Source organism: Neobacillus drentensis (genome assembly GCF_036966985.1).
GTDB classification, from domain to species: Bacteria; Bacillota; Bacilli; order Bacillales; family Cytobacillaceae; genus Neobacillus; species Neobacillus drentensis_E.
Genome location: NZ_JBALSN010000502.1, coordinates 1 through 12,304 on the forward strand (window position 1 = coordinate 1; position 12,304 = coordinate 12,304).

Genomic DNA, 12,304 nt, shown 5'->3' on the forward strand with positions numbered 1-12,304 from the left:
ATTTTTAAAAAATATGGGTGTAAAAATAGATGAAGAATCAGGAAGGCCCTTCTTTAGTCCGGATTCGATGGAGACCAATATAGAGGGAATATATATTGCAGGTGTTATTGCAGCTGGAAATAATGCAAATGAAATATTTATTGAAAATGGCAGATTTCATGGAGAGGCAATCTCTCACTCAATTATAGAAAAAGATGCAAGAAGGGTGGTTAAATAATGAAAAAGGTAGTTTTATTAACGACAGGTGGGACTATTGCAAGCAAGACTAATAAAGATTCAGGAAAATTAGCCTCAGGGGCGATAACTGGTGAAGAATTGGCAAGTATGTGTAATTTGCCAAAGGACATCGAAGTAGTTGTTGAATCTGTTTTTCAGAAAGCCAGTATTCATATTACCTTCGATGATCTATTATTATTGAAGGATAAAATAGAAAGCTATTTTAAGGATGACGAGGTTTCAGGTGTTGTAGTCACACATGGAACAGATACGATGGAGGAAACTTCCTATTTTCTCGATTTAACAATTAATGACTCCAGGACTGTGGTCGTGACAGGTTCACAACGCTCACCAGAGGATGTGGGAAGCGAATGTATATATTAATTTACGTCATGCCATTTATTGTGCTTGTTCTGAAGATTTAAGGAATGCCGGAACAGTGGTAGTTTTTAATGAACGAATATTTGCTGCACGTTATGTGAAAAAAGAACATGCATCTAATATCCAAGGCTTTAACTCATTTGGGTTTGGATATCTAGGTATTATAGATAATGATCAAGTTCATGTTTTCCAAAAACCAATTAAAAGAGAGTATTTTGAGATTAAAACTTCCATCCCTCAAGTTGAAATCATTAAATGCTATATTGGAGCGGATGGAAAATTTATCAAGGCAGCGCGGGAGGCGGGGATTGCTGGCATTATTTTAGAGGGAGTGGGACGTGGTCAAGTTGCCCCTAAAATGATGACAGAAATCGAAAAAGCAATTGCTCAAGGAATGAAACTAGTTATAACCACAAGCGCAGAAGAAGGTTCAGTTTATACAACCTATGATTATGAAGGAAGTGCCTTTGACCTATTTAATAAAGGCGTAATTCTTGGAAGTGATAATGACTCTAAAAAAGCTAGAATTAAATTGGCAGTTGCGCTTGCAAGTAATTTGGCTGAGATTAGATTTTAAGTTTTAACTAACCAAAAGATAAAAACCTATTAGTAATTGGAATGAATCTTTCATTTTCTTTATAGAGAAACCATGTTACGATTAAGAAAATGGATTTGAAAAGAGGTTCATCATGCTGGGAATATTATCAGCCGGGCTTGCCCCCGGACTGGCATTACTAAGTTACTTTTATTTAAAAGATGAATATGAACCAGAGCCAATTTCTTTCGTTTTAAGGACGTTTATGTACGGTGCATTGCTGGTGTTTCCAATTATGTTTATCCAGCATGTCCTTGAAACAGAACATATAGTAAAATCTGAAATATTCAATGCATTCTTTAGCTCAGGCTTGTTTGAAGAGTTCTTTAAATGGTTTATCCTCTTTTACGTTATTTATCAGCATGTAGAGTTTGATGAACCCTTTGATGGTATTGTTTACGGAGTAGCTGTTTCACTTGGTTTTGCTACAATCGAAAATATCTTTTACTTAATAGCGAATGGAATCGAACATGCCATGACACGTGCATTGTTACCTGTTTCTAGTCATGCCCTATTTGGTGTAATTATGGGCTTTTACATTGGAAAAGCTAAATTTACAGAAGGAAGTAAAGCGAAGTGGGTCATTCTCTCCTTGTTTTTGCCATTTATTCTCCATGGAGCCTATGATTTTATCTTAATATCACAAGAAAATTGGCTTATGATTATTTTTCCGTTTATGATTTTTCTTTGGTGGTTTGGTCTAAGAAAAGTTAAGAAAGCAAAAATCTTAAGTGCCAATCATTTGAAAAAACAATATTCTGTCCCAAAAACCCTTCAGTCATAAAGAAGGGTTTTTTATTTATTTAATTGGAATAAAAAACCCATTAAAACAAAAAATAGGTTTACTGCAAAAAGATTTACAATGGGGGTTAAAATTCCATGAAAAAGAAGAAAATCCTAATTAAGTTATTTATACTAATCCTTCTGATCGTGACATCATCGATTTCTGAAAGCAAGGAGGTGCGAGCTTTCTCTAATCAGGTAATTCAAAAGGGGGCGGTTGGAGATGATGTCATTGAGCTTCAATCAAGACTCCAGTATTTGGGTTTTTATAACGGTAAGATTGATGGGGTTTTTGGCTGGAGCACATATTGGGCGTTAAGAAATTTTCAATATGAATTTGGCTTGCCGGTTGATGGGCTTGCAGGGTGGCCAACAAAATTAAAACTAGCCAAAGCAAGTAAATACAATGAACAGTTTGTAAAAAAACATATTAATACAGGCAAAAAGTTTACACATTACGGTGGGGTTGATCAAGGTAAACAGGTAGCACCAAGTCCTGCGAAACAGGCACCAGCTAACCAAGCACCAGCGAAACAGGCACCAGCAAAGCAAGCTCCAAAACAAACGGTGCCACAAAAAAACACGGCACCCCAGAAAACAGCACCTAAAAAACCGACGGCAGCAAACACACCAAATGGTTTTTCACAAAATGATATTCAGTTAATGGCTAATGCCGTTTATGGAGAATCCCGGGGAGAGCCTTATACAGGCCAAGTTGCGGTGGCAGCTGTTATTCTCAATCGGGTAAATAGTGCCACATTCCCGAATACAGTTTCAGGAGTGATTTTTGAGCCTGGTGCATTCACAGCTGTAGCTGATGGACAAATATGGCTTACCCCAAATGAAAATGCAAAGAAGGCGGTTTTGGATGCGATTAATGGTTGGGACCCAACTGGAGAGGCACTTTATTATTTTAACCCGGATACCGCAACCAGCGGGTGGATCTGGGGACGACCACAAATCAAACGAATCGGGAAACATATTTTTTGCAAGTAGAGAGGTGAATTAAATTGATAAGAGGAATATTAATTGGAGTTCTCGCTGTCGGTGTTGCGGGAACAGCATACTGGGGCTATCAAGAACATCAGGAGAAAAATGCCGTTCTATTAAATGCGGAAAACACGTATCAACGGGCATTTCATGACCTTACCTATCAAGTAGATTTATTACACGATAAAATTGGTACAACCCTTGCAATGAACTCAAGACAATCACTGTCTCCCTCCTTAATTGAAGTGTGGAGGCTTACCTCAGAAGCACATAGTGATGTTGGACAATTGCCGTTAACCTTGCTTCCGTTTAACAAGACTGAGGAATTTTTATCTAAAATTGGGAACTTCAGTTACCGTACTGCTGTCAGAGATTTAGATAAGGAACCACTATCAAAGGATGAATACAACACATTAAAGGTATTATATAAGCAATCTGGTGATATTCAGAATGATCTCAGAAAAGTACAGCATATGGTTTTAAAAAATAATCTTCGGTGGATGGATGTTGAACTTGCTTTGGCATCAGGAAAAGAAACAACAGATAATACGATTATCGATGGCTTTAAAGCTGTAGAAAAGACAGCAAGCGGCTACACTGAATCAAATATGGGTCCTACTTTTGCAAACATGCAACAAAAGGATGAAAATTTTAACAAAATAGAAGGAAAGACTATTTCTAAGCAAGAGGCTATCCAAATCGCTAAGAAATACATCAAGATTGACGGAAATTCAGAGGTAAAGGTAACAGAGAATGGGAAAGGTTCCGACTATGGTTTTTATAGCGTTTCTATTAAAGATAAGAAAACCGGTGAGGAAGGAAGTATGGATATTACGAAAAAAGCCGGCCATCCAATCTGGTTTATTAATCAACGTGATGTAAAAAAACAGGTTCTTAGTTTAAATGATGCCGATAATAAGGCGGCAGCTTTCTTAAAAGAAACGGGCTTTAAGGGTTTAGAAATCTTTGAAAGCACACAATATGACAATATTGGAGTATTCAATTTCGTTTCATCCATAAACAGAGTTAGAATTTATCCTGAATCAATTAAAGTAAAGGTCGCACTGGATAACGGTGATATTATTGGTCTATCAGCAGAGGAATATTTAAAGTCTTTTCAGACAAGGAAAATAGAAAAACCAACTATTTCTGTGAAACAAGCACGAGCTAAGGTAAATCCAAACTTTAAGGTCATGGAAGATCGTCAGGCGATGATTATAAATGACCTTAACAAAGAAGTTCTTTGCTATGAATTTTTAGGAACAATCGATGATGATACGTATCGAATTTTTATTAATGCCAAAAGTGGTGTTGAGGAAAAAGTTGAAAAGTTAAAAAATGCTGAGGCTGTTTATGAAGACGTGTTATAAGGAAAAGCATTTGCTTTTCCTTATATTTTTTTCGAAAAACTCCAATAATAAGTATATTAATTAGTGGAGTGGATTTCATGAAAAAGGTAGAAAGAATCTTAATAAAAATTGTAATCGTCCAATTTATTTTTCTATTTCTAACCCAACTTTTTTTTCATCAGCTAAATATACTTCCCCAGGTAAAACAATTGACAAAATATGAAGGAGTAAATGAAAATACATATACTGAAATTCTTGAAACCTTTCAGGGGAAATGAGAAAGCAGGCCAGCCTGCTTTCTTTTGATTGACCAATATTAACTAAAAAAATAGTTAAAAATTTCATATTTTATCATGGTAAAAAAAGAGGCAATTCAATATCTTGTGGTAAAATAAATAATAGACAACATCTAAGAAACTCATGATGACAAATAGGAGGATTTATGGACAAGAAAATATCAATTGCAATAGACGGCCCAGCTGCAGCCGGTAAAAGTACAGTTGCAAAAATAGTGGCAGAAAAACTTTCCTATATTTATATCGATACTGGTGCAATGTACCGAGCTTTAACATATAAGGCAATCGTAAATCAACTGAATTTAGAAGATGAAGATGCATTATTGGAAACATTATTATCGACAGACATTAGATTACAGCCATCTGATAAAGGTCAGTTAGTATACGTAGATGAGCGAAATGTTACAAATGAAATTCGTTTTGCTGAGGTTACCAATTCCACTTCGTATGTCGCTAAACACCAAAAGGTCCGCGAAGAAATGGTCAGAAGACAGCAAGCTTTTGCCACTGAAGGCGGCGTTGTGATGGATGGGAGGGACATCGGTACCCATGTCTTGCCTAATGCCGAGGTAAAGGTATTTTTACTTGCTAGTGTTGAGGAAAGAGCAGAAAGGCGCCATACGGAAAATATCCAAAAAGGCTTCCCGTCTGACTTAGAAAAATTAAAAGAAGAAATTTCTCGAAGAGATAAAATCGATTCAGAGAGAGAAGTAGCACCATTGAAAAAAGCGGATGATGCTGTAGAAATCGATACAACCTCTCTATCAATTCAAGATGTTGTAGAAAAAATAATGGTGTTGGTGCACGAAAGGATTGGATAGGCGTGACGTTTTATGACTTTGCCAAATCAGTGGTTACTGGAATATTTAAACCACTTTACAGAGTTGAAGCAATCGGATTAGAACATTTCCCAAAAGAAGGTGGTGTCCTCCTTTGTGCGAATCACATTCATAATTTTGATCCCATTATAGTCGGAATAATGGCCCCGCGTCCTGTTCATTATATGGCAAAAGAAGAGATTTTTTCAGTACCTGTTTTGGGCAATATCGTTAGAAAATGTAATGCCTTTCCAGTAAAAAGGGGATTCAGTGATCGAGAAGCACTTAGAACAGGTTTAAAAATCCTAAAGGATGGTCATGTTTTCGGTCTCTTTCCAGAGGGCACAAGAAGTAAGAACGGCGAATTAGGTAAGGGACTTGCTGGAGCAGGTTTTTTTGCGTTAAGGTCCTCAGCATCAGTTGTCCCATGCGCCATCATCGGTCCTTACCGAAGTTTCCGAAAATTAAAGGTTGTCTATGGAGAACCTATTGATTTGGAGGAAATGAGAAAAGAGAAGGCGTCAGCAGAACTAGTTACTGAATTAATTATGTCCAAAATTGATAAACTTAGAAAAGAACATCAATAGCTTCTGCTTGACAAAATAGTCTATTTGTAAGAAGTTAATGGAAAGAGTTTTTTTTGAAAATTCACTGCTTTTTTTATTTTTATATGTGTTGTATGCTGCGTGGCATCCACCAGATCATATATAGAATTTTGAAGTAAATGGATTAAGGAGGAATACATATGTCGGAAGAATTAAATCAAGTAGAAGTGAGAAGCTTTGAAATCGGGGATAAAGTAACTGGACAAGTTACCAAAGTAGAAGAAAAGCAGGTGCTAGTTGATATCCAAGGCAGCAAATTAGATGGAATCATCCCAATCAGTGAACTTTCAAGTCTGCATATTGAAAAGGCTTCTGATGCAGTTGCTGAAGGTGATGAATTAGAATTAGAAGTGTTGAAGGTTGAGGAAGAAGCAATCATCCTTTCCAAAAGAAAAGTTGATGCAGAAAAGGCTTGGGATCACTTGGAAAATCAATTCCAAAGCGGCGAAATTATTGAAACTGAAGTAAAAGACGTCGTAAAAGGCGGTCTGGTAGTTGATTTAGGAGTTCGTGGATTTGTACCTGCATCTTTAGTTGAAGCTCATTTTGTTGAAGATTTTAGTGATTATAAAGGTCGAAGTCTTACTTTTAAAATTGTTGAACTTGAAAAAGAAAAGAATCGTTTAATCCTTTCTCATCGAGCAGTGGTAGAACAAGAAAAAGGTAAGCAAAAACAAAGTCGACTTAGTGCGGTACAAGTAGGTCAAATTATTGATGGAACAGTTCAAAGAATCACTGATTTTGGCGCTTTTGTTGATATCGGCGGCATCGATGGTTTAGTTCATATTTCTCAATTATCCTATGATCATGTTGATAAACCAACAGATGTGGTTCATGAAGGTCAACAAGTTCAAGTTAAGGTTTTAAGTGTTGACCGTGATAGTGAGAGAATTTCCCTATCGATTAAAGAAACACTCCCTGGACCATGGTCAAATCTTTCCGAAAAAGCGCCTAAAGGCAGTATATTAAAAGGTAAAGTAAAAAGATTAGTTTCTTATGGTGCATTTGTCGAGGTATTCCCTGGTGTGGAAGGCCTTGTCCATATCTCTCAAATTGCACATAAGCATATTGGTACTCCACATGAAGTATTAAAAGAAGGACAAGAAGTAGACGTCAAAGTCCTTGATGCAAATGAGTCTGATCAACGTCTATCATTAAGCATTAAAGAACTGCTTGAAAAAGAGTATGAGGAAAACCAAGACTACGAACTTCCTGAAGAGTCAAAAGGCTTTCAGCTAGGAGAAGTTATTGGTGATAAATTAAAGAATTTAGGAAAATAATGGTGATATAAGTGTCTAGATCTGAACGAAAATGGGACCATATTCGTTTTGCCCTTGAAAATCGGCAAAATCATTCTTCAGCTTTCGATGATATAAAATTTATTCACCAGGGCCTGCCCAATATCGGTGTATTCGATGTTGGATTAGACCATGAAATTGGCGGACTTTATTTAAGTTCGCCTATTTTTATCAATGCCATGACTGGTGGTGGCGGTGATAAAACATATCGTATCAATAAAGAACTGGCCATCGTCGCTAAAAATACTGGTTTAACGATGGCCGTTGGGTCACAAATGGCTGCATTAAAGGATAACTCTCAAAGATACACATATGAAGTTGTCCGTAAAGAGAATCCCTCTGGTGTTATCATTGCAAATTTAGGAAGCGAAGCATCTGTAGAAGATGCAAAAGCCGCGATCGATATGATAGAAGCAGACGCTCTGCAAATACATTTAAATGTTATTCAAGAACTAACCATGCCCGAAGGAGATCGCGATTTTTCTGGTGCACTTAAAAGGATTGAAACAATTGTAAAAGAGGCAAATGTCCCTGTAATTGTAAAGGAAGTTGGTTTCGGAATGGGGTTGGAGACGGTCAAAAAGCTATCATCCGTAGGTGTAAAAGTGGTTGATGTTGGCGGCTCTGGCGGGACAAATTTTGCTGAAATTGAAAATAAACGCAGAGATAAAGCATTGTCTTTTTTTAATCAATGGGGGATCCCCACTGGTGTTTCTATTCTTGAAGCATCATCTGTATCGGAATAGCTTTCAGTTATTGGCTCTGGAGGATTTAAGTCAGGACATGATATTGCAAAAGGATTAGCACTTGGGGCGAATGCAGTCGGCATGGCAGGCTATTTCTTACCAATCTTGATTAAGGAAGGGGTAGAGGTTTTGCAACAAGAAATTGAAGCCCTTCATTATGAATTGACGATGATTATGACTGCTTTGGGAGCTAAAACGATTTCAGATTTAAGGAAGGCACCTTTAATTATCTCAGGAGAAACCTATCATTGGTTACATCAACGTGGCGTCGATACCAAACCATTTGCCCAGCGTTCCATAAAATAAAAGCTCCCGCACTCGCGAGAGCTTTTATTTTTATCTTTTTCCGTCGTTTAATCCTCTTGCTTCTTCAGGGCTTGATAACTTAGTTGCACCTGGATAGTGCAACGCCTGATCACGATCTGATTCTACTCTTCCACTCGCCCGTAACTTTTTTTCTTGTCGGTCTTTTCCCATTCAAACACACCTCCTCTTAATAAGATGATTCACACAGGAAATATTATTCAGGGAAGTATGAAAGTACATAAAGATTACCAATAATGAAAATAATAGGAGGTGTATGAGTTGGAAGGGGCAATCTTTTATTGGGTCTTTTGGGGTTTTTGGATATACTTGACCTTTATTCTGGAAAAGCAAAACCCATATCGATTAAAACTGGCTGCAATCGTATTAATAGTCCTAATGTTATCTAATGTCCGGTTTGATGCAGGAGAGTTTGAAATACAGGCAAGCGGGTTATTTATGTTAGGCATATGTTATTTTTCTTTAAGCCAAGAAAAACGAGGAGCACTCATATATTTTTTCATTTGTTCATTTACCGTTTCTATTGCATACGTGACCTTTCATTTATTTGAGATATTTGATCCGATTTGGATTATTTTTAAAAAGGAATGGATGATGGGAATAACGTTGTGGTATTTAGCCCTATTATTGCAGAAAACTTTAAAAGGGAGATTACTCATCATTTTTGCTGGTACCATGCAAGGGGACATTTTATATGCATTTATATTAAATAAATTCGAATTTCCGTATGTAATTGGGACCTTTGCATACCTAGATGTTTGCTCATTAACAGCACTCCTGCTTACAGGTTGGACCGCGTTGGAAAACATAGGACCTATTCTCCAAAATCATTTTCATTTTTTAGAAAAAGGGAAGCAAAAATCATCTTGAAAGAGATCCAATATAATTAATGACAGGTTTTCAGTAATCGACTTTTCGGTTTTTTCCATTGCGGGAAAGGATTAACATTGTTAAAATAACATAGTTAGGCCCTTCTCGATCACAGAAGGGTTTCTTTACTTCATAAGGACTAAGGGAATAACCCCGCATTATCGGGAAGGAAGCCCCCCACTGATGTAATTTCACTCTATGCTAACATACTAATAGTATTTAATTATAAGAAAGAAAGGATGGCGATTGTAATTGGTTAAACCTGTTATTGCCATTGTAGGACGGCCCAACGTAGGAAAATCAACAATTTTTAATCGGATTGTCGGCGAAAGAATATCTATTGTGGAGGACATTCCTGGAGTTACAAGAGATCGTATCTATAGTTCTGGTGAGTGGTTAACACATGACTTCAACCTTATCGATACAGGTGGAATTGATATAGGTGACGAACCGTTTTTGGAACAAATTCGACAGCAGGCTGAAATAGCCATTGATGAAGCAGATGTAATCATCTTCTTAACAAACGGACGTGAAGGGGTTACAGCAGCTGATGAGGAAGTAGCTAAAATTTTATACAGGTCTAAAAAGCCCGTTGTATTAGCTGTTAATAAAATAGATAACCCTGAAATGCGCGATCAAATCTATGATTTTTATTCATTGGGATTTGGTGAACCGATTCCGATTTCAGGCTCACATGGGCTTGGTTTAGGGGACCTTTTAGATGAGGCTGCAAAACATTTCCCCAAAGACAAAACGGTTGAATATGGAGAAGATGTAGTGAAGTTTTCCTTAATTGGACGCCCCAATGTAGGGAAATCATCATTAGTCAATGCTATATTAGGAGAGGAACGTGTAATCGTTAGTAATATTGCCGGTACCACTCGTGATGCTGTCGATTCTCCATATACATATAATGGGGGAAAATATGTCATCATTGATACAGCGGGAATTAGGAAAAAAGGAAAAGTCTATGAAAGTACAGAAAAATATAGTGTACTTCGTGCTTTAAGGGCAATTGAACGTTCTGACGTTGTTCTTGTTGTAATTAATGCCGAAGAAGGAATCATTGAGCAGGACAAAAAGATTGCTGGGTATGCACATGAAGCAGGCAGGGCTGTCGTTATCGTGGTCAATAAGTGGGATGCGATTGAAAAAGACGAAAAAACGATGAAAGAACTTGAACAGAAGATAAGGGAACATTTCTTATTTCTTAGTTATGCTCCAATTGTGTTTTTATCTGCAAAAACAAAAAAACGGGTTCACACGTTGCTCCCAATGATCAATACCGCTAGTGAAAACCATTCAATGAGAGTTGAAACCAGCGTGCTCAATGATGTGATCATGGATGCTGTTGCGATGAATCCGACACCAACAGACAATGGCAGACGCTTAAAAATATATTACACTACACAAGTGGCAGTTAAACCGCCGACCTTCGTTGTATTTGTTAATGAACCTGAATTATTGCACTTTTCATATGAACGCTTCTTAGAGAACAGAATCAGAGAGGCATTTGGATTTGAAGGAACCCCTATTAAAATTTATGCGAGAGAAAGAAAATAAAGATAAGGTGGGTGTGATGTAAAGTGAAGGATACGAAAACAGCAATAGCCGTTATTGGAGCTGGAAGCTGGGGAACCGCTTTGGCAATAGTGCTAGCAGACAATCGTCATGAAGTTCGTCTTTGGAGCCATAATGAAGAGCAAATCAAAGAAATTAATGAAAAGCACACCAACAAGAAATACCTTCCAGAGATTGACCTTTCAGAATTGATTGTTGGATACTCATCATTAAGTGATGCTTTAGCAGGCGTGGATACACTTATATTAGCCGTCCCGACAAAGGCAATACGTGAAGTAATCGGTAAAATCCGTACCGTACATGCAGAACCATTGACAATTGCGCATGTTAGTAAAGGGATTGAACCTGATTCATTACTTCGCATCTCTGAAATTATTAAAGAGGAAATGCCAAAAGATTTATTAAATGATGTTGTTGTTTTATCCGGTCCAAGTCATGCAGAAGAAGTTAGCCTTCGCCACCCAACAACGGTAACCGTAACTTCTGAGAATATGGAAGCAGCGGAAAAAATACAGGATTTATTTATCAACAATAATTTTCGTGTTTATACTAATTCAGATGTTATTGGTGTTGAAATTGGTGGTGCCTTAAAAAATATTATTGCACTTGCTGCGGGCATTACTGATGGGTTGGGCTATGGTGATAATGCTAAAGCGGCATTAATGACTCGAGGGTTAGCAGAAATAGCTCGACTTGGTACGAAAATGGGTGCTAACCCATTAACGTTTTCTGGACTTGCAGGCATTGGGGACTTAATTGTTACATGTACAAGCGTCCACTCAAGGAACTGGAGAGCAGGAAACCTATTGGGTAAAGGGAAAACCCTTAATGAGGTTTTGGACAACATGGGGATGGTAGTGGAAGGTGTTCGAACCACCAAGGCTGCTTATCAGTTAGCCCAAAAGTATGATGTGAACATGCCGATTACCTATGCCCTGTATGATGTCCTATTTAATGGGAAGAGGGCAGCGGACGCTGTAGATGTTTTAATGGCCCGCGGCAAGACGCATGAAATGGAAGATTTGGTTAATGTCTTAGAGGAACGAAATATTGAAGATTAAAAAATGTAGCATAATGGAGAAATAGGGACCATATGTTTTAGGCTGTGTTAAAGCTTATTGTTTATTATGGCACCCTGTTGATTGGAGCGGAAATCAACAGGCAAGTTTAACAGAGCCATGTTTTAAAAAGTTTTTCTTAATAAATGGGCGTTCGGTGAAACGCTTTGTGTCTAGATTGCATACAATGCAACGAAGCAACCTAGTAGTTATACGCAGGTATGGGTTATTTAGTCGTTAAAGCTGAAGTAAAGAATTCGCCCCTCTTTACTTCAGTTTTTTTTTTCTTTCGTTCAAAATTTTTCTAGAAAAGTTATCGCTTGTGATATAATTAATCTTCGAAAAAGGGGGAGTTAAGTTTGTCGCCAGCTATGTTTAAAATGTGGGTCTCGAT

General features: G+C 37.5%; 11 protein-coding genes and 3 pseudogenes. 13 read left to right on the forward strand and 1 reads right to left on the reverse strand.

Features of this window, described 5'->3' with window-relative positions:
• The 10 genes and pseudogenes from V7659_RS26505 to fni form a co-directional block, all read left to right on the forward strand.
• A pseudogene (locus tag V7659_RS26505) lies at positions 1–217 on the forward strand (hypothetical protein); the annotation flags it as partial.
• Positions 217–1,174: pseudogene (locus V7659_RS26510) on the forward strand (asparaginase). The pseudogenes V7659_RS26505 and V7659_RS26510, both read left to right, overlap by 1 nt.
• Before the next feature lie 112 nt (positions 1,175–1,286).
• Entirely contained in the window at positions 1,287–1,976 is a 690-nt protein-coding gene (gene prsW / locus V7659_RS26515) for a glutamic-type intramembrane protease PrsW (protein WP_335543081.1), read from the forward strand.
• 95 nt (positions 1,977–2,071) lie between these two features.
• Entirely contained in the window at positions 2,072–2,971 is a 900-nt protein-coding gene (gene sleB / locus V7659_RS26520; RefSeq protein WP_335543082.1) for a spore cortex-lytic enzyme, read from the forward strand.
• Positions 2,972–2,985: 14 nt separating this feature from the next.
• The gene (gene ypeB / locus V7659_RS26525) at positions 2,986–4,335 is read left to right on the forward strand and encodes a germination protein YpeB (protein WP_335543083.1); all 1,350 of its coding nucleotides are present in this window, start codon (positions 2,986–2,988) and stop codon (positions 4,333–4,335) included.
• 77 nt (positions 4,336–4,412) lie between these two features.
• A complete protein-coding gene (locus tag V7659_RS26530; RefSeq protein ID WP_144547493.1) occupies positions 4,413–4,592 on the forward strand; it encodes a YpfB family protein in 180 nt (59 codons plus the stop codon).
• Positions 4,593–4,756: 164 nt separating this feature from the next.
• Positions 4,757–5,431, forward strand: a complete 675-nt coding sequence (gene cmk / locus V7659_RS26535) for a (d)CMP kinase (protein ID WP_335543084.1) — start codon at positions 4,757–4,759, stop codon at positions 5,429–5,431.
• Between the two features lie 2 nt (positions 5,432–5,433).
• Entirely contained in the window at positions 5,434–6,015 is a 582-nt protein-coding gene (locus V7659_RS26540) for a lysophospholipid acyltransferase family protein (RefSeq protein ID WP_335543085.1), read from the forward strand.
• A 158-nt stretch (positions 6,016–6,173) separates the two neighbouring features.
• A complete protein-coding gene (rpsA, locus tag V7659_RS26545) occupies positions 6,174–7,313 on the forward strand; it encodes a 30S ribosomal protein S1 (RefSeq protein ID WP_335543086.1) in 1,140 nt (379 codons plus the stop codon).
• A gap of 11 nt (positions 7,314–7,324) precedes the next feature.
• Positions 7,325–8,383, forward strand: a pseudogene (fni, locus tag V7659_RS26550) (type 2 isopentenyl-diphosphate Delta-isomerase).
• Between the two features lie 30 nt (positions 8,384–8,413).
• Here the strand turns inward: fni and V7659_RS26555 are convergent.
• The gene (locus V7659_RS26555) at positions 8,414–8,554 is read right to left on the reverse strand and encodes a YpzI family protein (protein ID WP_335500623.1); all 141 of its coding nucleotides are present in this window, start codon (positions 8,552–8,554) and stop codon (positions 8,414–8,416) included.
• 108 nt (positions 8,555–8,662) lie between these two features.
• Here V7659_RS26555 and V7659_RS26560 point away from each other — a divergent pair, with 108 nt between their 5' ends.
• From V7659_RS26560 to V7659_RS26570, 3 genes are all read left to right on the forward strand, one after another.
• Positions 8,663–9,271, forward strand: coding sequence for a YphA family membrane protein (locus V7659_RS26560; RefSeq protein WP_335543087.1), 609 nt, complete (start codon positions 8,663–8,665; stop codon positions 9,269–9,271).
• Positions 9,272–9,523: 252 nt separating this feature from the next.
• Positions 9,524–10,834: a ribosome biogenesis GTPase Der gene (der, locus tag V7659_RS26565; RefSeq protein ID WP_335543088.1), complete on the forward strand. Its 1,311-nt coding sequence runs from the start codon at positions 9,524–9,526 to the stop codon at positions 10,832–10,834.
• A 23-nt stretch (positions 10,835–10,857) separates the two neighbouring features.
• Positions 10,858–11,913 carry an NAD(P)H-dependent glycerol-3-phosphate dehydrogenase gene (locus tag V7659_RS26570; RefSeq protein ID WP_335543089.1) on the forward strand — a complete coding sequence of 352 codons (1,056 nt, stop codon included), beginning with the start codon at positions 10,858–10,860 and terminating at the stop codon, positions 11,911–11,913.
• Positions 11,914–12,304: the final 391 nt, after the last annotated feature.

What these genes read in the sequence shown, in the direction of transcription:
- prsW (WP_335543081.1), top strand. Translation starts at nt 1,287, where the DNA reads ATGCTGGGAATATTATCAGCCGGGCTTGCCCCCGGACTGGCATTACTA.
- sleB (WP_335543082.1), top strand. Translation starts at nt 2,072, where the DNA reads ATGAAAAAGAAGAAAATCCTAATTAAGTTATTTATACTAATCCTTCTG.
- V7659_RS26530 (WP_144547493.1), top strand. Translation starts at nt 4,413, where the DNA reads ATGAAAAAGGTAGAAAGAATCTTAATAAAAATTGTAATCGTCCAATTT.
- cmk (WP_335543084.1), top strand. Translation starts at nt 4,757, where the DNA reads ATGGACAAGAAAATATCAATTGCAATAGACGGCCCAGCTGCAGCCGGT.
- rpsA (WP_335543086.1), top strand. Translation starts at nt 6,174, where the DNA reads ATGTCGGAAGAATTAAATCAAGTAGAAGTGAGAAGCTTTGAAATCGGG.
- V7659_RS26555 (WP_335500623.1), bottom strand. Translation starts at nt 8,554, where the DNA reads ATGGGAAAAGACCGACAAGAAAAAAAGTTACGGGCGAGTGGAAGAGTA.